This window comes from Photorhabdus stackebrandtii (genome assembly GCF_011189495.1).
GTDB lineage: Bacteria > Pseudomonadota > Gammaproteobacteria > Enterobacterales > Enterobacteriaceae > Photorhabdus > Photorhabdus khanii.
On record NZ_PUJV01000020.1, the window covers coordinates 14,309 to 38,417 of the forward strand.

Consider the following 24,109-nt stretch of genomic DNA (forward strand, 5'->3'; position numbering starts at 1 on the left):
TTTACATAGATATTATCTGACATCCAGGATATTTTTCACATACCAAATAGTTATCACTCTTCATATTATAATCCACAGAGAAAGAGACAGGAAAACTCAAAAAAACTGAAACCAAAAACATCATGCCAAAATATTTCATATAGGCGTCATGATATTTTTGGATACGCGATGTTAAAAGAAAGTAAATAGGAAAAATAGAAGCATAACTACCCAAAGGAAAGGAAATAAACATAATTACCATTCTTCCGGAAAATGTAATTTTATCAGCCATTGCAATCAATGAAAATAAACTTTCACTTGCGATGAACATAGCAAAACACATCAAAGACAATATAAAAATCGCCAAAATAATATGCATTATTTTTCTTTTATTACCCACAACTATATCGCCCCCAATCATGAAGAAAATTATTAAAGTCAGCTTCATGGGCTCTCTCTATTATACACTTCTTTTATTAATTTAATAACCTTTTCGCTTATTTGATATTTATTATCTAGGTAATTTAGTACAATAGCAGCAGCTAAACCTGCCAAAACAACTATACCAGCGACACTGGCACCCGCCACAAAGAAAGATGAAAGAACAGTTCCTATAGCCCAAGAAGCAAAGGCAGCCACTGCTGTTTTAGCCATATCTACGGCGATATTACCTAAGAAATCAGCCAGTGTGTATTCGTCCTTAAATATATATTCAACCGTTCTATAAGCCGCAGAAAATAATATACAGAATTTCATTCCCTTAACTATGCCACTATTTATTCCCTGCTACCCTATCCCCATAGATATCATCTTCATGTTAGAAGCACCATATCTTGAAGCAGTAATAAATTTCTAACTCCGGCATAACCTGAGATTTTAATATATTTTTCACCATTCTTGCCAACATACTCTGTGGCTTTAATCCCTAATCGTTTAAATTCACTTACTACATTTGTAAAGTCAAAAGCATCATGTATATTACCTGCAATAAGGTGATATTGGATCGGCAACCAAAAACACCTTCTTCATAAATGGCCTTTTTGGTTTTGGGGAATCAATATCCTCTAAAACACTTTTCGCTTCTTCTAATGATAGCAGTGCAATATACGTTGTATTCTCCCTTAACTGCTTTTCAAGACCAATAGCATCAAAGAACTCATGCTGAGGCTTTAATTGATCAATCCCAACATGACCTCTTAGATAATCCCCCATATAACCTCCCCAAGAGGGGGTGTATTTTTTATATGTCATCGTGAAACTTCCTTTAATATTATTAACATCAACAATCGTCACATTAGTGTTTAACGGGCGGAGTTTCCAATTTTAGCGAAAGAATACTACCATCTGAAATCTTCATATCAATCGCACTGGCTTGAGTTGATGACAACAGCCGAAAACACAGCATCATCATCATTGCCAATTTCTCCTCCGGAATTAACGGACTATTCACTAATACATCACTGAGCTGTTGCAATAACTGTTCTCTATCTCTATCGTCCATACGGCTAAACCCATTAACAATTAAAAATTCGAGTATAACACCACTATATAAAAAATAGCCACATCAATTATACAATAATCATATCGATGATATAATAGCAAAGGGTTGCAAAAGAGTAGCGCTTCTAATATCAAAATCTTTATATCATCATGACTAAAAGCAATATAATTCAATCCCCTTAAAGAATTCGATAAGAGAGTGGTCCTGATATTCAAATCTGGTTTAATTTGACGAAACTGGAATGGATATATAAATATGCTTAACAACGTTTACCAATAAACCACATAGCAATAAAAACAACAAAAATACCAACCAAGGTTAAACTAAACCATATGTCTGGAAAAAAGATATTAGCTACAAATGCCCAAATAACAATAATCCCAAAAGGAATGACCTCCCACAAAAGATCTTTAAACCATATGAAAAAAAGCTCTTTGAACCACGCCTTACTGAAAATTTTCTTACTCATATTCACTCTCACACACTAATTACTTTAACAATTGTAGAAACAATATCGTCTTCACTGCTTTTTGTTCCAATAAGGCCAACGCCTTTTGACAATGCGGGTTCAACTAAAAAATACAGCATTTCCAGTTTCTTGCTGTATAAAGCCCAGTAAAAATACGGGTGCTCTCTTTTTAACTTATCTGCTGACACAGCAGCTTTTTCAAAGAGACCATATGATTGAAAAGCCGTCAAAATAATATTACCATATTTTTTAATGCCTTCTCTTATAATCATATTCATAATTAAAGATTGATATATAATCTCAGCTACCGCAGTAGATATAGAATTTTTTGTAGTTCTAGATGCTACGAATGTTGATGAAATCTCCAATAATTTCTCTACTAATTTAGTATATATCCTTTTTTTAGCTTCATCACTTTGATTCTTTAATAATTCTTTAGAAAACACTTCCGTTATTTCCTTTATAGGATTTCGTCCTTTGGTTACACTCCATAGAGCTGAAAAAAACCTTCCATCCTCACTATTTATTTGTTCATTTACATCACGATAATCATCGAAGAAATATGACCCGCGCCTGACTAATCGATTGAACCCACCCTCCATTGTATTTACTGTATCTTCTGCTACTTCTCTTACTCCATCAACTGCCTTTTCTGCCCTTAAAGCCAGAATTCGGTCAGCCTCCAGTTTCATTCTCATATAATGTTCAATATAGTCTGCCATTCTTAGTTTCCCTAAAAAATGAATTAATCAAAAATCGCCACACTAGTGTTTAACGGATGGCGTTTCTAGTTTGAGTGAAAGAATACGACCATCCGAAACTCTCATATTAATTAGATCAGCTTCAATTGACGATAACAGCTGAAAGCATAGCATCATCACCAATACCAGTTTCTCCTCTGAAACTAACGAGCTATTCTCTAACGCATCACTTAGTTGTTGTAATAACTGTTCTCTACCTCTATCATCCATACAACTAAACCCATTCACAATTAAAATTAGAGTATAACACCGTTATATAAAAAATAGCCACACGGATCACGCAATAATCATATCAATGATGTAAATGATGTAATAGTAAAGCTCTATATAAAGAGTGGAGCTCATATAATATATACGTGCCTATATCATTATGACCAAAGCACTATCATTCGAACTTATAAGAATTTAATAAAAGGGTAAAGCCCTGATATCCAGATCCGATTTAACCTGACGAAACTGGAATGAAAATGATAAGGACAGATCATTAAAACAAAAGTTACTTCATACAATAAGTAAATTAGGTGTTAATTAATACCTTTCAGGAAATAAATTCGGTATTGAACTATTAATTTTTTTATATTTTAATGCTAAGGTTGTACTTCTACAGCCTAAGGCATACAGTTTTAGGTCATTTAAACAAAGAACTCATATGGTAATTACTTATGTCACATATCATTTACTTATCACTAAATGGTAAGAAACAAGGTTTAATTTCTGCCGGTTGTTCAACACTAGACTCTATAGGAAATCGATACCAGAAGGGGCACGAAGATCAAATACAGGTATTGAGTTTAAGTCATATGATGACTCGCGAACAAAATGTAGAGCATCACCCAGTACAATTCCTCAAGCCAATAGATAAATCATCGCCATTATTAGCAATGGCAATCTCTTCAAACGAGCTGCTGAATGCAGTTTTTCTCTTTTATAGAACAAACACCGCTGGGCAGTTAGAGCTTTTTTATGAGGTTAAATTAACAGAAGCGAGTATTGTTGACGTTTCTTGCACCTACCCGAATTCGATAAATAATAATGAAATGATGCCGTATGAGAAAGTCCTTCTCAAATACAGATCCATAACCTGGAATCACGTGACGGCAGGCACATCAGCCTATAGTATATGGGATGATAGAATCTATTAACAACAAACCAAGTTAAGCATATATAAAGATATATGCTTAACTTTTACGCTTATCGTTTATACGCTTCTCACTTATATATGAGAAAACAAAAAGACAAATAAAAACAACAACACCAAACAATGCTAACCATCCCCATATATCGGGAAAAAAGACTACAGCCATCATTGACCAAACAAGAATAACTATTACAGGTATAGTTGACCACAAAAGATCCTTAAACCATATGAAAAAAAGCGCCTTAAACCACTCTTTGCTAAAAAGTTTCTTACTCATATTCACTCTCACACACTAATTACTTTAACAACTACAGAAACAACATCGTTTTCACTGCTTTTTGTTCTAATAAGGCCAACGCCTTTTGACAATATGGGTTCAGCTAAAAATCACATTCACAAAACTATCGCTTTTGTCGAAACACTGACCAAATTTGCCCTTTTTAACAAAGAAGAGTAAATAACTATTTATCAATTCAAGAATATTCCCATCAGGAAAGCAATATGAAAATTAATCTCAACAATATGGTTACCGAAAGCCGCAATCCTGCCAGTACTTATATTGATACTTTACCAACCCTTGAAATGCTACAACTCATTAATAATGAAGATAAAAAAGTCGCATTGGCTGTAGAACAAACTTTACCTCAAGTCGCTGAAACCGTGGATAAAATTGCCGAAGCATTCCGTCAGGGAGGTCGTTTAATCTATATCGGTGCTGGCACATCTGGCCGATTAGGGATTCTGGATGCCAGTGAATGCTCTCCAACTTATGGCACTAAACCGGAACAGGTAATTGGATTAATTGCAGGAGGACATCAAGCTATTTTGAGAGCCGTTGAAAATGCAGAAGATAACCGGCAATTAGGCACAAATGATCTTCAAGCGCTACACTTTAACTCTAAAGATGTATTGGTTGGTATTGCCGCCAGTGGCCGTACACCTTATGTTCTGGGTGCCATGGAGTATGCAAAATCAGTGGGTGCCACCGTCGCCTGTATCAGTTGTAATCCTGACAGCCCGATGACACAAGCAGCCGATATTGCCATGACACCCGTCGTTGGGCCGGAAATCGTCACCGGTTCATCACGAATGAAAGCAGGTACAGCACAGAAATTGATCCTCAATATGCTCACTACCGGTGCCATGATCCGCATAGGAAAAGTTTATGGCAACCTGATGGTGGATGTAGAAGCGACAAATGCCAAGCTGGTTGAAAGGCAGAAAAATATCGTGATGGCTGCCACAGAATGCGACCAGATACAAGCTGAACAAGCACTGGCTGCATGTGATGGACATTGCAAAACAGCCATTGTGATGATTCTGGCAGGAATAGATGCTCAACAGGCAAAGGCTTTACTGGAAAAGAATCACGGTTTTATTCGCCCGGCAATATCAACAGTTCGGTAATAGTTTCTTCTTCTGAACAGGAATAAAAATAAGATGGCTAAGATTAATCAGGCAATAATTATTCAGATCCTTACAGCTATCGGCAATGCGGGTAATGTGGCTCAATGTGGTAATTGTATGACCCGCCTGCGACTGACACTGCATGATAATACTAAGGTGGATAAAGCCGCACTGAAACAGATCCCCAGTGTGTTAGGTATTATTGAAAGCGATAACCAGTTGCAGATTGTCCTTGGACCGGGAAAAGCCCAGGCTGCGGCTGAAATAATGAGTCAATTGCTGGATTCTTCTGCTCATGCAGAACAACCGGCACAAAGCGGCACTGATTTAACCAATATAGCCTCCGCCAATAAAAAGCAGCTTAAAGAGAAACAGGTCAGTGCAGTACATAAATTTCTAACGAAATTCGCTACTATTTTTACACCGCTGATCCCCGGCTTTATTGCCGTTGGTCTACTGCTGGGCTTCGCCACTTTACTTGAACAGATCGCCATTCAGGGCGTTGCACACCCTAATGCTGTATTGGTTGAAGTCATTGGTTATATGAAAGTATTCAGTAAAGGAATGTTCAGCTTTTTAAGTATCTTGATTGGTTATAACGCGCAAAAAGCCTTTGGTGGATCAGGTATAAACGGCGCAATTATCGCCTCGCTGTTTGTACTGGGTTATAACCCGGATGCCACCAGCGGTTTCTACTCCGGTATCTCCACTTTCTTTGGTTACAATATCGATCCACGCGGCAATATTATCGGCGTTCTGATCGCCGCTATTCTGGGAGCATGGGTAGAACGACAGGTTCGTAAGATCATTCCGGACAATCTGGATATGATCCTCACTTCAGCGATTACCCTGCTGATCATGGGAGCTATCACCTTTATTATTATCATGCCACTGGGAAGCTATCTGTTTAGCGGCATGTCATGGTTATTCCTTAATCTTAACGGCAATCCTTTTGGTACGGCAATATTGGCAGGACTATTTCTACTCGCCGTTATGTTTGGTGTGCATCAGGGGTTTGTTCCGGTCTATTTCGCATTGATGGACGCACAAGGCTTTAACTCTCTGTTCCCAATCCTCGCTATGGCTGGAGGCGGGCAAGTTGGTGCAGCACTGGCGCTGTATGTCAAAGCGAATAAAAACTCTCTGCTGCGTACTCAGATAAAAGGCGCCATTATTCCGGGCTTTCTCGGTATCGGTGAACCTTTGATTTACGGGGTAACCTTGCCACGAATAAAACCCTTTATCACCGCCTGTCTGGGCGGGGCCGCCGGGGGGTTCTTTATCGGTCTGGTAGCTTATTTAGGTTTACCTGTTGGATTGAATACGGTTTTCGGTCCATCAGGATTAATCGCACTGCCACTGATGACCTCCAACAGCGGTATTTTTATCGGGATGGCAGTTTATGCCACCGGATTGGTGGTTGCTTATATCAGCGGTTTTGTCCTGACTCTGCTGTTCGGCAATAAAAATGTCGATTTGACTTGATAACCAAAATGAAATTAATGAATTAAACTATCCAACCCAAATTAATGGCACACAGGTTGCCGTTAATATTCCCATTATGATATTGAAAATAAACCAGGCATTGCGACTACGGAGCAGCGTTCCAATCAACGAACCAAAACCAGCCCAAACGATACTACTCAAAAAACTTATCAATATCGTTGCGACACTAATAATGATAATGGAATAGAGATACTGTTCACCTGCAATACTGTAACTGCCAACTGATCCTAATCCCATCAGCCAGGCTTTCGGATTCAGGAACTGTAGTAACCAGCCCTGGTACCAGCGCACTGGCTTTATGACAGCGCTGCCTTTAGTATCCAAACGCCGATAACTGGCCGTTGCCGTTTTCCATGCTAACCACAGTAAATAGAAACTACCCGCTATTTTCATTATCGTGTGAATAGTAGGATAAACCAGCAGTAATGCCGCCACACCGAAAGCGGACAGATATAAAATCGTCTGCATTCCCAGAAGAATGCCAAATATCAATCCCAAAGAACGGATAAACCCAAAGTTAGCGCCAGATGAGGTCAGTAACATATTGTTTGGACCCGGTGTAATGGCAGAAATAAACAAAAAAGTTGTTAATGAAAAAATCAGGCTTGCTGTCATGAATCGTTTCCTTTCATCCTGAACAATGATGTTTCCCTTTCACAGAAAATATCAGTATGTTATTAACCATACAATATAACTAATCAATTTAACTCGAAATCATTATGACTGATATCTTTCGTCCTCTAACCGGAGCCAGTAATCCGCATTTGCAGACACTACTCCCACGTCTGGTGCGGCGGTATCCTGAATTGCAACCCTATTGGCAACGACTTGATTTACCGGATAACGATTTTGTTGACCTGGCATGGAGTGAAGATCCAGCAGCCGCAGCACATAAGCCACGGCTGATCCTGTTTCATGGTCTGGAAGGCAGTTTCCACAGCCCTTATGCCCACGGTTTACTTCATATCTGTCAGAAGAAAGGCTGGCTTGGCGTTGTCATGCATTTCCGTGGATGCAGTGGTGAACCAAACCGCCAAAAACGTCTCTATCATTCTGGCGAAACAGGCGATGCCCGTTATTTTCTGAACTGGTTAAAACAGACTTACGGTGATGTACCCACCTCAGCCGTGGGTTATTCCGTCGGCGGTAATATGCTGGCCTGCTATCTGGCAGAAGAAAAAACACAGGCCCAAGTCAATGCGGCGGTCATTGTTTCCGCCCCTTTGATGTTAGCAGCCTGTTCCCACCGGATAGAAAAAGGATTTTCTCAGGTTTATGAGCGCTATCTGCTTAATAATCTGAAACGTAATGCGACCCGCAAATTGCTACGCTACCCGGGTTCGCTACCTATCAATCTGTCTCAGGTGAAGAGATTGAAACACATTCGGGAATTTGATGAAATTGTGACCGCAAAAATCCACTGTTTTAAAGATGCAGCGGACTACTACCGCCAGTGCAGCGCTCTGCCACGCCTGCCTGATATTACCGTGCCACTGTTGATTATTCATGCCAAAGACGATCCCTTTATGGCACCGGAAGTCATTCCTGATCTCAACACGTTACCCAAAAATATTGAATACCAATTGACAGAACATGGTGGACATGTCGGCTTTGTCAGTGGTTCACTGAAGAAACCACAAATGTGGCTGGAACAACGTATTCCAGGCTGGCTGTCATCTTATCTGGAGCAACAACAATGATTATTCCATGGCAACAACTGGAGCCAGAAACTCTGCTAAATTTGATAGAGAGCTTTATCCTGCGGGAAGGCACTGACTACGGTGAACATGAAAAATCCCTTGAGCAGAAAGTCGCTGACATACGTCGTCAGTTGGAACGGGGGGATGTTATTCTGGTGTGGTCTGAACTGCATGAGAGCATCAATATTATGCCAAAAGAAATGTTCCATTCTTAACATTATGGAGTTTACTGCTTATGTCCGCCAAACATCCGATTATTGCGATTACCGGCTCCAGCGGTGCCGGAACAACAACAACCAGTTTAGCTTTTCGTAAGATTTTCCAGCAACTTAACATCAGCGCAGCACAGATAGAGGGGGACAGTTTCCACCGTTATACCCGTCCTGAAATGGACGCGGCAATCCGTAAAGCCAAGGAACAAGGCAGACATATCAGTTATTTTGGGCCAGAAGCCAATGATTTTGGCATGCTGGAGAAAACCATGATTGACTATGGTGAGACCGGTGAAGGCCGTTGCCGTAAGTACCTTCACACCTATGATGACGCGGTGCCTTACAACCAGCTCCCCGGTACATTTACTCCGTGGGAAGCCTTACCAAAGCAGACCGATGTACTGTTTTATGAAGGCCTGCATGGTGGCGTAGTCACACCGCAACATAATGTTGCCAGTCATGTCGATCTGCTGGTGGGGGTGGTGCCGATTGTCAACCTTGAATGGATACAGAAACTTATCCGCGATACCGGAGAACGGGGACACTCACAGGAAGCGGTGATGGATTCCGTTGTTCGTTCGATGGATGATTATATTAACTACATTACCCCCCAATTTTCCCGGACACATATAAATTTCCAGCGCGTCCCGACTGTTGATACGTCCAATCCATTTTCAGCCAAAGCCATTCCATCCCTGGATGAAAGTTTTATCGTCATCCGTTTCCGTGATCTGACTCAAATTGATTTCCCGTATTTGTTATCCATGTTACAGGGCTCATTCGTTTCAAGTATTAATACCATCGTGGTTCCCGGTGGAAAAATGGGACTGGCAATGGAATTAATTATGACGCCATTGGTACAACGATTACTGGAAGGGGAAAAAATTTGTTGATCAAAACCTGGGATAAATCTAGAAAACCCAGCGTTTGAATCCACTTCTTAATTTATTCAGTTAGAAAAGCAGGTAACTGATATTAGTTACCTGTCGTTATTTTTAATCAGGAAATAATATCTTAATCTGTCTCTTTAATTTCAAAGCTGTGGGTAAGTTCAACTGATTTACCCAGCATCAACGAAACAGAACAATATTTCTCTGCGGAAAGCGTGACGGCACGTTCAACCGCTTTCTCTGTTAAATCCCTGCCGGTAACAATAAAATGCAGATTAATAGAAGTAAACAAGCGTGGTGCCTCTTCACGACGGCGGGAAGTTAATTTCACTTCACAATTTCTTATGTCATATCTGCCTTTCTGCAAAATAGAAATAACATCAATCGTGCTGCAACCGCCAACTGCCATTAATACCATTTCCATTGGGCTTGGTGCCTTATCACCGGCATTTCCATCCATCATTATCTGATGACCCGAAGACGATTCCCCCAAAAGAGACAACCCTTCAACCCATTTTACCCGCGCTTGCATAAGTACCTCTTAAGTCATTTTTTGCATCAAAGCCTACTCTTTCAGTATTAAACTGGCAATCTAATGAGCGGTTTATTATGCTGAAACAATACAAGACAAGACAGAATCCTTTTCCTGTGTTAAAAACAGAAGCAGGTCCGGGTATATGTGGGTTAAGATCAATACTCAAGTTTCAAATTTCAGATAACCTATATAAAACCCTTACCTGTCGGTTTTTCAGCAAACTAATATGTTAAGCTAGTGTCTTTATAAGCCAGCCTGACGAGAAACTTTTAGGTTCTCGTGTTATTTAGGCAGCGATAACAACAGAGGATGAAGCGAATGGTTCTCGGCAAGCCACAAACAGACCCCACTCTTGAATGGTTTTTGTCACACTGCCATATTCATAAATATCCATCCAAAAGCACGCTTATTCATCAAGGCGAAAAAGCAGAGACGCTTTACTACATCGTAAAAGGTTCTGTTGCGGTTTTGATTAAAGATGAAGAAGGCAAAGAGATGATCCTTTCCTATTTAAACCAGGGAGATTTCATTGGCGAACTTGGATTATTTGAAGAAGGACAAGAGCGTACAGCCTGGGTACGGGCCAAAAGTGCCTGTGAAGTAGCGGAAATTTCCTATAAAAAATTCCGTCAACTGATTCAGGTAAACCCGGATATTTTAATGCGTTTATCTGCCCAAATGGCAAGCCGTTTGCAAACAACTTCTGAGAAAGTCGGTAACCTGGCTTTCCTGGATGTGACCGGCCGGATTGCTCAGACTTTACTGAATCTGGCGAAACAACCCGATGCAATGACTCACCCGGACGGGATGCAAATCAAAATCACTCGTCAGGAAATTGGTCAGATTGTTGGCTGTTCCCGTGAAACGGTTGGCCGTATTCTAAAAATGCTGGAAGATCAAAATCTGATCTCCGCACACGGCAAAACAATTGTTGTTTACGGTACACGTTAATTCCTGATTAATCAGCGCATGATATTGCGCTGATTTTTCTCACTCTTATTTACACCAACTGGCTAATTGCCTTATCCAGCCGTTCCATCCCCTGGGTTATCTCCTCTTCACTGATAATCAGCGAAGGCGTGAAACGCAGTACATCACTACCGGCACTCAATAACATCAAACCATTTTCAGCCGCCAGTTGCAGGATCTCTTTAGATTTTCCCTGATACTGCGCTTTTAGTTCCGCACCAATCAGCAATCCCTTGCCACGGATTTCACCAAATATCGAATATTTCTGATTGATATCGTTCAGAAAATTCACAATCAAATGATGACGTTTTTCAACGCCCTCCAAGACCTCTGGCGTATTGATAATGTCAAAAGCGGCATTTGCAACCGCGCAAGCCAGCGGATTACCACCATAAGTTGTGCCGTGAGTTCCCGGCACCATCGCCGAAGCGATATTCGCCGTAGTCAGCATAGCGCTAACAGGGAAACCACTTCCCAATGCTTTCGCTGTGGTGATAATGTCCGGCACAACATCATAATACATATAAGAAAATAACTTACCGGTACGGCCCATCCCACTTTGTACTTCATCAAATACCAGCAGTACCTGATACTTATCGCAAAGCTCACGCAACCCATGAATAAATGCGGGTGTCGCCGGCGTGACTCCCCCTTCACCCTGAACAGGTTCTAATACAACAGCGCAAGTATGATCATCCATGACCGCCTTTACTGCATCTAAGTCATTAAAAGGCACATGAATAATATCTGCGGGTTTTGGCCCAAAACCATCAGCGTATTTTGGTTGACCACCAACAGAAACAGTAAACAGAGTACGACCATGAAAACCCTGATGGAATGCGATGATTTTGGTTTTATATGGATGGTAACGAGTAATGGCATAGTGACGCGCTAGCTTAAATGCGGCTTCATTCGCTTCCGCTCCGGAATTGGCAAAAAATACCCGCTCCGCAAAAGTTGCATCAATCAGTTTCTGCGCGAGTATCAAAGCCGGTTCACTGGTGAAAATATTACTGATATGCCAAAGTTTCTCCCCTTGCTGCTTTAAAACATCCACTAACGCAGGGTGACAATGCCCCAAAGCCATAACAGCAATACCACCGGCAAAATCAATATATTCTTTCCCTTGCTGATCCCATACACGACTACCTTGCCCTTTCACCGGTATAAACTGTGCCGGTGAATAAATTGGCAACATGACTTGATCGTATGTATTTCTGTTTACTGCGGCATGCTCCATCATTTTCCCACCCGTTTTTTATATATCGTCATTCAAAAATGAAATTATAATCATTAAATATGCATAAAAAATCAAAGATGGGCAAATGAAAAAGATGAATAAATGAAGAAATTATGGGTATCGGGTTAATATCTAAGAAAGTTACTCAGTAGCTGGTGCCCTTGTTCACTGAGAATACTTTCAGGATGGAACTGCACACCTTCCAAGGGCAAAGTACGATGACGAATTCCCATAATCTCATCTACATTGCCGTTATGCTGACTCCATGCAGTGACTTCAAAAGCGGCGGGTAAAGTCTCTGCGGCAATCACCAATGAATGGTAACGGGTAACCGTTAATGGCCGATTTAGCCCTTTGAACACACCTTGCTGATTATGATGAATGGCCGAAGTTTTCCCATGCATCACTTCCCTGGCTTTTACCACACTGGCACCGAATGCCTGCCCAATTGCCTGATGCCCAAGACAAACACCCAGAATCGGCAATTTATCCGCAAAATGAGAAATCGCAACCAGAGAAATTCCTGCTTCATTTGGGGTACAAGGGCCTGGGGAAATAACCAGATGTGTAGGCGCCAATCGCTCAATATCTTCAAGCTGTAATTCATCATTGCGCTTGACTAAAACATCTGTTCCCAATTCACAAAAATATTGATATAAGTTATACGTAAAAGAATCATAGTTATCTATTATTAATAACATAGGAGTCTATCCTACCCATTTTTATCGCTGTATTTGTTGTCCTGCCAATCCTGCAACTTGTTTTATCATGAACAACATGATTTCAGGTAAAACGGCCTAACGACAACGGGGCGGCTATCATAGCACATAAGCACTTGTAGCATAGTGTAACAAAATCAATGACTACTTTTTCCTCAATCAACTTACTCTCATACCTTTACAAAACATAGGCTCTATTTTGATATTCAATAAGTAAGGTAATTGTTATGAAGACAAAACTGATCATAGCATCTCTTTTTTTGCTGTCCTTCCCCACGCTGGCTGCAACTAAAGCGGCAAATATTTTCTTCCCGGAAAAAGGGGTTATTTGTGATAAAAAAGGAAAATACTGCGCTGATCAGCAAGGCTTATCGTTAAAATTCACCGAAAAATATTTAGGAAAAAAAGCCTCGAAACGTCTGAAAGAGATGATTGGTGATGGGAAAGATTTTGATCTTTCATCCTACACTTTGAGTAATGGTGTTCACTGCGAGAGTAAAGAGAAAAAGTGCTACAAAGACAGATATTATCCACGAACCGAAGAAAATAAAGAATTCACCAAGAAGATGTATGAATAACCACGAATCAGGCCTTCATTAAATGGAGGCCTGATTGTTAGTCAGATGCAAATTCACCAAGAGACCAGAAACTGCCATAGTCGCAGTGATCATTAATGTCTCAAAAAAAGTTAAGGGATAATCTTAGCAGACAGGATAACCACGGGTTTCACCGGTACATTCTGATATGGACCAACATTTTCAGTTTTTACTTGAGAAATTTTATCTACGACATCCATACCTTTTACGACTTTACCAAATACTGCATAGCCAAAGTCACGCTGACCATGATCAAGGAAAGCATTATCTGCTACGTTGATAAAGAATTGACTAGTAGCACTGTCTTTATCAGCGGTACGCGCCATAGAAATAGTTCCGCGTACATTACGCAGCCCATTATCCGCTTCATTTTTAATGGCTTCTTTAGTCACTTTCTGCTGCAAATCTTTGGTAAAACCGCCCCCCTGAACCATAAATCCAGGGATTACCCGATGAAAAATTGTGTTGTTATAATAACCCTCATTGACGTATTCAATAAAGTTTTTGGTTGTAATCGGCGCTTTCTGGCTATTTAATTCCAGTTCAATATTACCCTCTGTTGTCATCAGCTTCACATGGGTCTCACCCGCAGCCAGAGCCAAAGGTGCCATTGCGCTCAGAGAACATGCAGTTACAAGCGTTACTAAAATACGTTTAAACATTCTGGATTCCTATATATTAAGGTCAACAACACAAGCTGAAATCAATTCTAATAATCTCCTCAGCATAGTGCTCAATATTTACTTACATTTACGCTATCAATCGGTTGGTGCTTTGGATAAAAATTTATCCTCTCACAATAGATCAAATTTTATTTCACAAATAAGGCAGTAATTGATGGCAAAATAGCAAGTTTGGCTTAACTCATCAGAAATATGTCATTATTTTTAATCCTGTCAACCAACAGTGGCTATCGGTATAATCTCCTTTGGCATATATTCAGTGCATTTCTCAGGGAGATAATCATTTTGACCATCAAAAACCACAACTATCATATGACCCGTTTTATCACGAGCGCACCTGATATTCGCCATCTGCCTCAAGAACTGGGCATTGAAGTCGCGTTTGCCGGCCGTTCAAACGCGGGTAAATCCAGCGCGCTAAATGCCCTGACGAAACAGAAAAGTCTCGCCCGTACCAGTAAAACACCAGGCCGCACACAGCTCATCAATTTATTCGAAGTAGAAGAAGGTATTCGTCTGGTTGACTTACCCGGCTATGGCTATGCCGAAGTACCGGAAGAGATAAAACGTAAATGGCAAAAAGCACTGGGTGAATATTTGCAAAAACGTGAATGCCTGCTTGGGCTAGTGGTGCTGATGGATATCCGTCATCCATTGAAAGACCTTGATCAACAGATGATCCAATGGGCGGTGGCAATGCATGTACCCGTTATGGCATTGCTGACTAAAGCCGATAAACTGACATCCGGTGCCCGTAAAAACCAGTTGAATAAAGTACGTGAAGAGTTAGCAGCTCTCGATGGAGATATTCAAGTGGAATATTTCTCCGCCCTGAAAAAAATCGGGATCGATAAATTACAACAGAAACTGGACATATGGTTCAGCCAGCCAACCGTTCAAATTGAAGACAATAGTTAATACCGCTTTTTTTATTCCTACCCACTAAATTCAAATAAAAAAATGCCCCAGTCAAAACTGACTGGGGCAGCTAATATTCAGCTATAAATCCGATTACGTGAAGTAAAAGGTCTGAAAGATAGAACATCTTACCTCTGTACCCTACGCCAATAACTCTACCCTATTTTATTTCTCAGAAAAAGCCTTTTTGTAATTTATTTTCAATGATTATCTCGATTCAGCTTAGGGTTTTGTTTGTTTATCCACCACTAAATGTAGTTTAATTACATATTTATGCGATCTGGATCTAATATACTCGAACAGTACAAAAAATATTACATTATTAGTATTTTCTTTACAGCAAAACAGATCGACACAACTATTTGATCACTTTTTTCTGCTACATCAACACTGAGTTCACTACTAATATTATCTAGTGAAATTAAAGATCCTGCCCAATCTCCCATTATCGTGGGATTTTGCAGCACAAATTCCCTATGGAAAACAGTCTATTGAATATGACCTGATCAGGATAATAATATGAATCAACATAACAATTCTTCGTCAGCCTTAGGATGGAAAAAACATGGTGACTATGATTAACAGGGCCATTAAAAAAGGCTGAACCAAATACCTCAGTTCAGCCTATCGCTTATTAATCTGGCATATCAGTGCGCCTGATCCCAACTGTCACCAATACCCACATCCACTTTCAACGGAACATCAAGCACCAAACTCTTCTCCATCAATTCACGAATTTTCTGTTCTGCATGTTCAAGTTGTGACTCATGAACCTCGAATACCAGCTCATCGTGAACCTGCATAATCATGCGAACTTTCGGCGCTTCACTGATAATCCAGTCATCCACCGCAATCATTGCTTTTTTGATGATATCCGCCGCAGTTCCCTGCATTGGCGCGTTAATAGCTTCACGTTCTGCTGCCTTACGGCGCATACCACTGCGAGATTTGATATCTGGCAGATAAAGACGACGGCCATCCAGCGTTTCAACGTAACCCTGCTCTTCCGCTTGTTTACGAGTACGCTCCATATATGCCAATACCCCCGGATAGCGCTCAAAATAGAGATCCATATAGCGTTGAGCTTCACCGCGAGGAATACCTAACTGACGGGAAAGACCAAATGCACTCATACCATAGATCAAACCAAAGTTAATCGCCTTAGCACTACGGCGCTGCTCACTGGTTACCTGTTCCAGTGGCAAACCAAAGACTTCTGCCGCCGTTGCCCGGTGAATATCTTGCCCTTCGGCAAAAGCCTTCAACAACCCTTGATCCTGAGACAAATGAGCCATTATCCGCAACTCAATCTGAGAATAGTCAGCGGCCATAATCCGGTAACTTTCAGGTGCCACAAATGCCTGACGAATGCGGCGGCCCTCTTCATTACGGACAGGAATATTTTGCAGATTAGGATCACGTGAAGAGAGACGTCCTGTTGCCGTTACCGCCTGATGATAGGAAGTATGCACCCGTTTGGTCAGCGGATGGACCATCTGTGGTAGTTTATCGGTGTAAGTGGATTTCAATTTTGCCAACCCACGATGCTCTAAGATCACTTTCGGCAACGCATGGGTATCCGCCAACTCTTCCAATACCTCTTCATTAGTGGATGGCGCACCACCCGGCGTTTTCTTTACTACCGGCAATTGCAATTTTTCAAACAATATCGCCTGCAACTGTTTTGGCGAAGCCAGATTGAAAGCCTCACCAGCCAGTTCATGAGCTTCTTTTTCCAACTCATCCAGACGGGTGGTAATTTCTTTTGAATGCTCAGCCAGAATATTTGCATCAATTAGTACGCCTGTACGCTCCATACGGGAAAGCACCATGACCAATGGCATTTCTGTATTCAGGAATACTTTTTTCAGCGCTGGTGTTTTTTCCAACTGCGGCCACATAGTTTGATGTAGCAGCAAAGTGACATCTGCATCCTCTGCGGCGTACATTGCAGCTTGTTCCACCGGAACTTGATTAAAGGTGAGCTGATTTTTACCTTTACCAGCAATCTCTTCAAACGTCGTGGTCTTATGATTCAGATGACGTTCAGCCAAGCTATCCATATCATGCCGCCCCATACCTGCAACGCTATTAAGTACATAAGATTCCAGCATGGTATCGTAAGCAATGCCTTGCAGTTCAATGCCATAGCGAGCCAGCACACCGCGATCAAACTTAATATTTTGACCAATTTTCAACAGGTTGCTGTCTTCAAGCAGCGGTTTTAATGCCGCCAACACTGCCTCTCTGTCAAGTTGTTCCGGCGCGCCCAGATAGTCATGGCCTAGAGGTAGATAGGCCGCATCTCCGGCAGAAATTGCGAATGACATACCCACCAAATTAGCAGTTAAAGTATCAAGGCTGTCAGTTTCGGTATCAAAAGCAAAAACCAGCGCTTTTTTCAACTTCTCAATCCACTCATCAAAGCTTTTTTGATCAAGAATAGTCTGATAATTATCAGAAGAGAGTGTGGCCGAAACAGATTTATCTTCCGTCGGAGATGATTCATCATTACCAGTGGATGCCGGTTTTTTGCCTTTCTCTGCCAGCCAATCGCCGTTTGCCACATCACTCAACCAGCGTTTGAACTCATAACGAGAAAATAACTGATGCAGTTTCTCCGTATCAGGCTCTTTGACTGACAAAGCAACACAGGTTTTATCCAACTCAACATCGGTTTTAATGGTTGCCAGTTTATAGGAGAGATAAGCGACATCTTTATGCTGCGCCATCTTATCTGCCAGCGTTTTCGCACCACGGAAACTGAGCCCGGCAATTTTATCCAGATTGGCAAAGATATTATCCATGCCACCAATCCCTTGCAGTAATCCCAGTGCGGTTTTTTCTCCCACGCCAGGTACGCCAGGAATGTTGTCAGAAGAGTCTCCCATCAATGCCAGAAAATCGATAATCAGATCTGGCGGCACACCATACTTTTCAACCACTTCTTCCGGCCCCAGAATGGTATTATTCATTGTATTGATAAGCGTGATATTTGGTGTTACCAATTGCGCCATATCCTTATCACCCGTGCTGATAAGTACCGCACGTCCCTCTTTTTCCGCCTGTAACGCCAGAGTACCAATAACGTCATCGGCTTCTACTCCCGAAACCACCAGCAATGGCAACCCCATAGCTTCTACCATTTGATGTAACGGTTCTATCTGCGCACGCAGGTCATCCGGCATCGGAGGACGATGAGACTTATACTCAGCAAACAATTCATCACGGAAAGTTTTACCTTTGGCATCGAATACTACCGCTACATGACTCGGTTTGTACTGCATTACCAAACTGCGCAGCATATTCAATACGCCATACATGGCTCCGGTCGGTTCTCCAGCGCTGTTAGTCAGCGGGGGAAAAGCATGATAAGCACGATAAAGGTATGAGGAACCATCAACCAAAATCAGGGGATTGTCTGCTATCTGAGCCATAAGTCTTCTTCATTATCTGTTACGGGTGTAATAGGAATAGGATGCCACAGCAAGAAGCAGGAAACGAATTTTGTGTGAATTTTCTTTGCTAAAGCCAGATCCAAATATTCACACTTTGCTATAAATTCTGTGGATAACTTTGTGTATAGATATTACGGGTTTCATTCTGGCATAGACCGTTGATAAAAAAAGTTTATCAACGGTAGGTAAAAAATCAATGACTTATAATCCTAGTCATTAAACTGTCATATTACCTTATAGATCACAGAGTTGTGGATATAACCGAAGTTTGTCTCACAAGAAATTCTTTCAGGCGCGCATTGTGCCAAAGCCTCTCACTCCGGCACATGCTCATATCATTCTATTTCAGGAACCATCCTTACTTCTGCTTTAACAGGAAGTTAACAACGTCTGAATATGATTTCGCATAGGTATCAGCAGAAGTTGCATCAATGCCATTATTTCTCACCATATATTTGCCGTTAACAAACATGGCTGGTACACCACGCAGTTGCAAGTCCTGAGCGGCTTTTTGCTGCTTAACAACTAAGGATTTCACAACAAAACTATTCATTGCAGCATCATAATCTTCACCGGTTACTCCAGCTTTGATAAAGGTATTGCGAATATCGGCCGGGGTATTAATAGTCTGTGTTTTCTGAAGGCCCTCAAACAGTAGCGGAGTCACTTTATCTTCAACACCCATCGCCATTGCCACTGCCCAAGCCACAGTCAAATCTTTACCCAGTGGCCCTAGGAACTCCACATGATAACGAACGAAATTTGTTCCTTCCGGTAAATTCTGTTTCACAGTCTGCGGAACTTTAAAACTCTCTTCAAACTGATAGCAATGAGGACAATAGAACGAGAAGAACTCCAGCACCTGTGGTTGATTTGCCACAGGTGATTTCAGTTCAACATACTGTGTTCCTTCGGTAAAACTAGCAGCAGAGGCACCAAATGCCATCATCATTCCGACTAAAGCTAACCAAAACTTTTTCATAAATATCTCCATGATAAACATTAATACATGGGGTTAAGCTGCAAAGGGGATTCTTGTAACAGCTTAATCTGCCCAGCAAAAAGTGACGTCTGTTTTAACCAAAAATCGGCATCTGTCATCCAGGGGAACGCTCTGGGAAAAGCAGGATCTTGCCAACGTCGGGCAACCCATGCCAAATAATAGACCATCCGCATAGCACGCAATGATTCTATTAATGACAACTCCCCAAGGTCAAAATCCGTAAACTCACCATAAGCTTCCAACAGAGTATCCAACTGTAATAGCTGCTCTTGACGGGAGCCATGAAGCAACATCCATAAATCCTGAACTGCCGGACCATTACGCGCATCATCAAGATCAACAAACCAGGCTTCGTCACGCCACAGGATATTACCTGGGTGGCAGTCACCATGAAGCCTCAATATTTGCCAATCGTCGCGCCAATTGGATTCTACAGCGTTTATCAGATCATCCAATACAGCCAAAAATTGCACTTTCTGTACTGAAGGAACTAACTCACATGCAGCCAAAAACTGTCGCGGCTGGTGCAAATACTCATTTAACCCAATAGTTGGGCGAGAGGTAAATTTTTGCCGACGACCAATCTGATGAATTCTACCTAGCAAACGACCCACATCTTCTAACTGAAAGAGATTATCAGATTCATATTGGCGGCCACCGATACTTGGGAAAACAGCAAAAAAGAAATCCTTAAAAGTCAATAAAGTTTGCTGATCAAACACCAGAGGCGCGGCCACCGGCAAATCAGCCTGTTGCAGCGCCAGGGAAAAATCATGCTCTTCCTGAATCTGTTGCCGATCCCAGCGCTGTGGCCGATAAAATTTTACGACATAACGTTTACGATCTTCATCTGTAAACTGATAAACACGGTTCTCATAACTGTTTAATTCTGTCAGCCCAGAATCTATGTATAGTCCGGTCTGCACCAATGCATCCATAATCAAATCCGGTGTTAATTCCCGGAAATTAAAAGCAGACTGGTTTGTTAGCACATTCTATTCTCTTGATTAATCTGTAATAACGCCACGGGCGCACAATAACGCAGTTTTAAAATCTGCTTCGTGATCCTTTTTCAGCCCCGGAATTTCTCCTGTTGCCTCAGCATCACGCATTTTCAAGTGATAAATCAAAATATCATCGGTCAACTTAGATAATTCACCAAAAAAGCCCGCTTCTTTCGCCAACTTCTGCAAAAATTCAGCCGGTGATATTTCATACCAAATTCCTTATAAACAAAATCCTATACAAATTAACAGGGATAGCCGCACAGAGAAAGAATTGCTCTGTCAATAAGCGTAAAGATTGTTATTTTATCAGCGAGTTATCCGGTGATCTTATCTGAAAAACGTTTGGTGAAGCCCAAATTACCAAGCTAAAAAAGGTTATATTAGCGGGCAATAACCGTCTTAGCTGATAGATTGAACATTATGCAACCAAAAATAAGCGGTGCGATCCTCGCAGGAGGCCGTGCTACCCGCATGGGCGGCCATGATAAGGGGTTAATTCTCTTAAATAGAATACCGCTGTACCAGCATATTGCGAATAAGCTGTTGCCACAGGTAGATGAATTAATCATCAACGCCAACCGTAATCTGGATATTTACCGACAAAGTTGTGATCAAGTTGTTCCTGATTTGACACCAGATTTCTCTGGACCACTGTCTGGAATGCTGGCAACCCTAAAATCAGCCAGTCACGATTGGGTTGTGTTTGTTCCTTGTGATGTACCGGACTTTCCCCCTAATTTAGTTACTCGTTTATGGCAGGGAAAACAACAGGCATTGGCAGCCTATGCAGATGATGGCAATCGTGCTCATCCTACTCTCGCTTTGCTGCACTGTAGTCTGTTCTGTCAATTGGAAAATTATCTGGCTAATGGTGATCGCAAACTGATGCTGTTTATGCATAAGGTTGGCGCAATAGCCGTTCAATTTGACAATAATCCAGCTACTTTTGCCAATCTGAACACACCAGAGGATTGCCGGAATTGGGAATATATGCAAGAGACCAAAAAATGAGTACAAGACCTCTTCCACTGCTTGGCATCACGGCATACAGCAGTACAGGAAAAACCACGCTTCTCAAAAAAGTGATCCCATTATTGCGCCAACGGCAAATTCGGGTTGGTCTGATAAAACACACTCATCACGATATGGATGTAGATAAACCGGGCAAAGACAGTTATGAACTGCGCAAAGCTGGCGCAGAGCAAACACTGGTCGCCAGCCAACAACGATGGGCATTAATAGCAGAAACGCCAGATTCACAGGAATTAGATTTGAGCTATCTTGCCAGTCGCTTTGATCCAGATTCACTGGATCTAATTCTGGTAGAGGGCTTTAAGAATGATCCAATCAATAAGATTGCTCTATACCGCCGTATTCTTAACCATCCATTAAGTGATCTTCTTGATCAATATGTCATTGCTGTTGCCAGTGATGAAAAAGTAGAGACTCTTTTACCACAACTGAATATCAATCAACCTGAACAAGTGGCTGACTTTATTGTGGCGTGGCTGAATATGGAACACTAAGTCATTTCTGCCTATGATCCATCACGAATGTGAAGACAACTGGAACACAGGCAAAAGATCAAAAACAACTTTTAATAAGGGAATGACCAACCGGCTGTACTCTTTTCTGGATCAGACCCTAACCACCGAACCAGCCACCAGTCGCCCCTGATGGAACGTTGCCTGACGGGTAGGCAAACGTGCCACCGCCTCAGCAGAACAACTCGCAGCCACCAGGACAAAGTCAGCTTTATCACCCACTTGAGGCCAAATACGCTGTCCTTGGTCGTTAAGCGGCAACACACCTCCTGTAGCAATAGCCATAGAGCGGGAAAGATGAAATTCATCTGAACCACGGTACAATTGCGCATACAAATTAGCCTTCTCCAACATGTCACCAGTGCCGAATGGCGACCAGTGATCAATCACACTGTCAGTACCCGTCATGATAAACACCCCTTTGGCTCTGAGTTGCGGTAACGGCATCATCAGGCTGCCGATCGGGACTGTGGAGGCAATAGTGATCTGCTGCTCCGCTAAACGGGAAGCGGTTTCTGCCAGTGTGCCCTCGTCCAACGTGGTCAAGGCGAAAGCGTGGCTAATAGTAACCTTACCTCGCAAGGCCGGTATATTCTCCACCGTATCAATCATGTAGTTGATAGCAGCAACGCCCTCCGGGCTTATCTCATGCAGATGAATATCTACACCGACGTTATTATCAAGCGCAATCTGGAACATAGTATCCAGTGATTTTTCCATCGCAGCATCCACGTTAGTAGGGTCCAGCCCGCCAACGTATTGCACGCCCATCTGGATCGCCTCGCGCATCAGCCCTTCCACTTTGGAATGCAGTAAACCGTGCTGCGGGAAGGCAACAATTTCGCAAGTGAAATCATCACGGTGATTTTCCAAAGCATACTGTAAATGTTCCAGGCTTTTCAGACCACTAACCGGATCGATATTGCAATGGCTGCGTGCCACCGTACTGCCTTTAGATTGCAACAGGGCAATCAAGCTCTCTGCCCGCTGCTGCGAAGTGGGTAGCAGTTTGGGGATCAGAGTCTGCTCCAGGGCAATCATATCCATGATAGTTTTACCCTGGCGCGGCCTCGGTGCCTGCCACGGGCCACTGTAGAAAGTTTTATCCAAATGGATGTGCATATCGCGGAAAGCGGGCAACAGCAACTGATCCTGTGCCTGATAGCATGGCTGATTCGTGTTAAGCGGCATACCGGAAACATGGATAGCAACGATCCTGCCATCTTTGATTTCCAACGTATATAATGCAGTACGGGTGCCAATCACCGTATCGCCGTCATACTCAAATCCCTCTTCCAGCAGCACATCACTTAGGTAGTAATGACGATCAGTAAGAGTAGTCCGCATCTGTGATACCTCGGCTACGACGGTTGACCGCACCGCCTGTGCGATCCCGCCGGTCAGGGAAATCGCCGTGCAAACAGTGGTGAGCTTACCAGTTTGACTGAGAAAAGCCCTACGGCTTTGTTGTTGAAGTTTTTTCACATTCAATCCCTTTTATTTGATCCACCTGAAAAAAATTGGCTAAATCTAACCTTCTGAGGAATATTGCCCAGAATTTAGAACATATATAAGAAGGTTTTCAACAACATCACCGCATTATCACAGCTTACTCTCGGGAAATTGTTCTGTAGAAATTATAGAAAGCCAGATAAGTCATAGAAGGGATAGATTTCATAACAGTTTTGCTGAGATTTTCTAAAGGAAGCTTCTAAATTTACGCCGAGACGATCCCAGGAGTTTGATAAGGTTTTCCAATCCCACCTTTTGGTAACCCAATCACCTCCCCGCTCCCCTTTAAGCAAAAGGCCGGATAAAACCGGCCTTTAAACGTATTTTTCAGAGAGAAAAGATGCATAGGTGGATTTTTGACA

29 protein-coding genes and 1 pseudogene are annotated in these 24,109 nt (G+C 41.9%); 11 read left to right on the forward strand and 19 right to left on the reverse strand.

From position 1 onward, the window contains the following. Position 1: 1 nt before the first annotated feature. From C5470_RS15575 to C5470_RS15600, 7 genes are all read right to left on the reverse strand, one after another. Positions 2-427: a DUF1240 domain-containing protein gene (locus tag C5470_RS15575; RefSeq protein ID WP_339916761.1), complete on the reverse strand. Its 426-nt coding sequence runs from the start codon at positions 425-427 to the stop codon at positions 2-4. Further along, positions 424-735 (reverse strand): hypothetical protein, encoded by a 312-nt coding sequence (locus C5470_RS23745; protein ID WP_422631079.1) that lies wholly within the window; start codon positions 733-735, stop codon positions 424-426. Before C5470_RS23745 ends, C5470_RS15575 begins: the two co-directional genes overlap by 4 nt. Positions 736-957: 222 nt before the next feature. Beyond that, the gene (locus tag C5470_RS23750) at positions 958-1,230 is read right to left on the reverse strand and encodes a hypothetical protein (protein WP_422631080.1); all 273 of its coding nucleotides are present in this window, start codon (positions 1,228-1,230) and stop codon (positions 958-960) included. A 43-nt stretch (positions 1,231-1,273) separates the two neighbouring features. After that, entirely contained in the window at positions 1,274-1,480 is a 207-nt protein-coding gene (locus tag C5470_RS15585) for a hypothetical protein (protein WP_036845918.1), read from the reverse strand. Positions 1,481-1,739: 259 nt separating this feature from the next. Continuing rightward, complete coding sequence (locus C5470_RS15590; protein WP_070974822.1) at positions 1,740-1,949, reverse strand: hypothetical protein; 210 nt, start codon at positions 1,947-1,949, stop codon at positions 1,740-1,742. Between the two features lie 8 nt (positions 1,950-1,957). Beyond that, positions 1,958-2,671, reverse strand: coding sequence for a hypothetical protein (locus tag C5470_RS15595; RefSeq protein WP_036845924.1), 714 nt, complete (start codon positions 2,669-2,671; stop codon positions 1,958-1,960). 42 nt (positions 2,672-2,713) lie between these two features. Next, a complete protein-coding gene (locus tag C5470_RS15600) occupies positions 2,714-2,920 on the reverse strand; it encodes a hypothetical protein (protein ID WP_036845927.1) in 207 nt (68 codons plus the stop codon). 452 nt (positions 2,921-3,372) lie between these two features. Between C5470_RS15600 and C5470_RS15605 the strand changes: the two genes are divergently transcribed. Next, positions 3,373-3,852: an Hcp family type VI secretion system effector gene (locus tag C5470_RS15605; protein ID WP_036845929.1), complete on the forward strand. Its 480-nt coding sequence runs from the start codon at positions 3,373-3,375 to the stop codon at positions 3,850-3,852. A 36-nt stretch (positions 3,853-3,888) separates the two neighbouring features. Here the strand turns inward: C5470_RS15605 and C5470_RS15610 are convergent, their stop codons facing one another. Further along, positions 3,889-4,125 carry a hypothetical protein gene (locus tag C5470_RS15610; protein WP_036845932.1) on the reverse strand — a complete coding sequence of 79 codons (237 nt, stop codon included), beginning with the start codon at positions 4,123-4,125 and terminating at the stop codon, positions 3,889-3,891. Between the two features lie 224 nt (positions 4,126-4,349). Here C5470_RS15610 and murQ point away from each other — a divergent pair, with 224 nt between their 5' ends. Both murQ and murP read left to right on the forward strand, forming a co-directional pair. Then, positions 4,350-5,255 carry an N-acetylmuramic acid 6-phosphate etherase gene (murQ, locus tag C5470_RS15615; protein WP_152963705.1) on the forward strand — a complete coding sequence of 302 codons (906 nt, stop codon included), beginning with the start codon at positions 4,350-4,352 and terminating at the stop codon, positions 5,253-5,255. Between the two features lie 33 nt (positions 5,256-5,288). Beyond that, the gene (gene murP, locus C5470_RS15620; protein ID WP_166290539.1) at positions 5,289-6,740 is read left to right on the forward strand and encodes a PTS N-acetylmuramic acid transporter subunit IIBC; all 1,452 of its coding nucleotides are present in this window, start codon (positions 5,289-5,291) and stop codon (positions 6,738-6,740) included. A gap of 27 nt (positions 6,741-6,767) precedes the next feature. Here murP and C5470_RS15625 read toward each other — a convergent pair whose 3' ends face one another. Next, positions 6,768-7,376 carry a LysE family translocator gene (locus tag C5470_RS15625; RefSeq protein ID WP_166290541.1) on the reverse strand — a complete coding sequence of 203 codons (609 nt, stop codon included), beginning with the start codon at positions 7,374-7,376 and terminating at the stop codon, positions 6,768-6,770. Between the two features lie 104 nt (positions 7,377-7,480). Here C5470_RS15625 and C5470_RS15630 point away from each other — a divergent pair, with 104 nt between their 5' ends. The 3 genes from C5470_RS15630 to C5470_RS15640 are packed head-to-tail and all read left to right on the forward strand — an operon-like array spanning position 7,481 to position 9,566. Then, positions 7,481-8,461, forward strand: coding sequence for a hydrolase (locus C5470_RS15630; RefSeq protein WP_132356121.1), 981 nt, complete (start codon positions 7,481-7,483; stop codon positions 8,459-8,461). Continuing rightward, the gene (locus tag C5470_RS15635; protein ID WP_036845946.1) at positions 8,458-8,676 is read left to right on the forward strand and encodes a YheU family protein; all 219 of its coding nucleotides are present in this window, start codon (positions 8,458-8,460) and stop codon (positions 8,674-8,676) included. The genes C5470_RS15630 and C5470_RS15635 overlap by 4 nt, the downstream gene beginning before the upstream one ends. A gap of 20 nt (positions 8,677-8,696) precedes the next feature. Continuing rightward, positions 8,697-9,566, forward strand: a complete 870-nt coding sequence (locus C5470_RS15640; RefSeq protein ID WP_036845952.1) for a phosphoribulokinase — start codon at positions 8,697-8,699, stop codon at positions 9,564-9,566. A 121-nt stretch (positions 9,567-9,687) separates the two neighbouring features. Here the strand turns inward: C5470_RS15640 and C5470_RS15645 are convergent, their stop codons facing one another. Then, the gene (locus C5470_RS15645) at positions 9,688-10,095 is read right to left on the reverse strand and encodes an OsmC family protein (protein WP_036845953.1); all 408 of its coding nucleotides are present in this window, start codon (positions 10,093-10,095) and stop codon (positions 9,688-9,690) included. 321 nt (positions 10,096-10,416) lie between these two features. Between C5470_RS15645 and crp the strand changes: the two genes are divergently transcribed. Continuing rightward, entirely contained in the window at positions 10,417-11,049 is a 633-nt protein-coding gene (gene crp / locus C5470_RS15650) for a cAMP-activated global transcriptional regulator CRP (RefSeq protein ID WP_004240730.1), read from the forward strand. 49 nt (positions 11,050-11,098) lie between these two features. On the opposite strand, the gene argD is transcribed toward crp, so the two are convergent. After that, positions 11,099-12,310, reverse strand: coding sequence for a bifunctional acetylornithine/succinyldiaminopimelate transaminase (argD, locus tag C5470_RS15655; RefSeq protein ID WP_166290543.1), 1,212 nt, complete (start codon positions 12,308-12,310; stop codon positions 11,099-11,101). Between the two features lie 122 nt (positions 12,311-12,432). Further along, positions 12,433-13,008 (reverse strand): aminodeoxychorismate synthase component II, encoded by a 576-nt coding sequence (locus tag C5470_RS15660; RefSeq protein WP_036845957.1) that lies wholly within the window; start codon positions 13,006-13,008, stop codon positions 12,433-12,435. A gap of 245 nt (positions 13,009-13,253) precedes the next feature. Here C5470_RS15660 and C5470_RS15665 point away from each other — a divergent pair, with 245 nt between their 5' ends. Beyond that, positions 13,254-13,604, forward strand: coding sequence for a YcgJ family protein (locus C5470_RS15665; RefSeq protein WP_166290545.1), 351 nt, complete (start codon positions 13,254-13,256; stop codon positions 13,602-13,604). Between the two features lie 110 nt (positions 13,605-13,714). Here the strand turns inward: C5470_RS15665 and ppiA are convergent, their stop codons facing one another. Next, a complete protein-coding gene (ppiA, locus tag C5470_RS15670) occupies positions 13,715-14,284 on the reverse strand; it encodes a peptidylprolyl isomerase A (protein WP_166290547.1) in 570 nt (189 codons plus the stop codon). A gap of 306 nt (positions 14,285-14,590) precedes the next feature. Here ppiA and yihA point away from each other — a divergent pair, with 306 nt between their 5' ends. After that, positions 14,591-15,223: a ribosome biogenesis GTP-binding protein YihA/YsxC gene (gene yihA, locus C5470_RS15675; protein WP_036846551.1), complete on the forward strand. Its 633-nt coding sequence runs from the start codon at positions 14,591-14,593 to the stop codon at positions 15,221-15,223. A gap of 70 nt (positions 15,224-15,293) precedes the next feature. On the opposite strand, the gene spfP is transcribed toward yihA, so the two are convergent. From spfP to C5470_RS15695, 5 genes and pseudogenes are all read right to left on the reverse strand, one after another. Further along, positions 15,294-15,350 carry a small protein SpfP gene (gene spfP, locus C5470_RS23945; RefSeq protein ID WP_445375908.1) on the reverse strand — a complete coding sequence of 19 codons (57 nt, stop codon included), beginning with the start codon at positions 15,348-15,350 and terminating at the stop codon, positions 15,294-15,296. Positions 15,351-15,870: 520 nt separating this feature from the next. Next, complete coding sequence (gene polA, locus C5470_RS15680; RefSeq protein WP_166290549.1) at positions 15,871-18,660, reverse strand: DNA polymerase I; 2,790 nt, start codon at positions 18,658-18,660, stop codon at positions 15,871-15,873. A gap of 379 nt (positions 18,661-19,039) precedes the next feature. Continuing rightward, positions 19,040-19,663, reverse strand: coding sequence for a thiol:disulfide interchange protein DsbA (gene dsbA, locus C5470_RS15685; RefSeq protein WP_166290551.1), 624 nt, complete (start codon positions 19,661-19,663; stop codon positions 19,040-19,042). A gap of 20 nt (positions 19,664-19,683) precedes the next feature. After that, positions 19,684-20,676 carry a serine/threonine protein kinase gene (locus C5470_RS15690; RefSeq protein ID WP_036845965.1) on the reverse strand — a complete coding sequence of 331 codons (993 nt, stop codon included), beginning with the start codon at positions 20,674-20,676 and terminating at the stop codon, positions 19,684-19,686. A gap of 15 nt (positions 20,677-20,691) precedes the next feature. After that, a pseudogene (locus C5470_RS15695) lies at positions 20,692-20,883 on the reverse strand (DUF1040 family protein); the annotation flags it as partial. A gap of 228 nt (positions 20,884-21,111) precedes the next feature. Here C5470_RS15695 and mobA point away from each other — a divergent pair. Beyond that, positions 21,112-21,702 (forward strand): molybdenum cofactor guanylyltransferase MobA, encoded by a 591-nt coding sequence (mobA, locus tag C5470_RS15700; protein ID WP_036845968.1) that lies wholly within the window; start codon positions 21,112-21,114, stop codon positions 21,700-21,702. Continuing rightward, the gene (gene mobB, locus C5470_RS15705; RefSeq protein WP_166290553.1) at positions 21,699-22,217 is read left to right on the forward strand and encodes a molybdopterin-guanine dinucleotide biosynthesis protein MobB; all 519 of its coding nucleotides are present in this window, start codon (positions 21,699-21,701) and stop codon (positions 22,215-22,217) included. The genes mobA and mobB overlap by 4 nt, the downstream gene beginning before the upstream one ends. Positions 22,218-22,328: 111 nt before the next feature. Here mobB and C5470_RS15710 read toward each other — a convergent pair whose 3' ends face one another. Beyond that, complete coding sequence (locus C5470_RS15710; RefSeq protein WP_166290555.1) at positions 22,329-23,720, reverse strand: amidohydrolase; 1,392 nt, start codon at positions 23,718-23,720, stop codon at positions 22,329-22,331. Between the last annotated feature and the right edge of the window lie 389 nt (positions 23,721-24,109).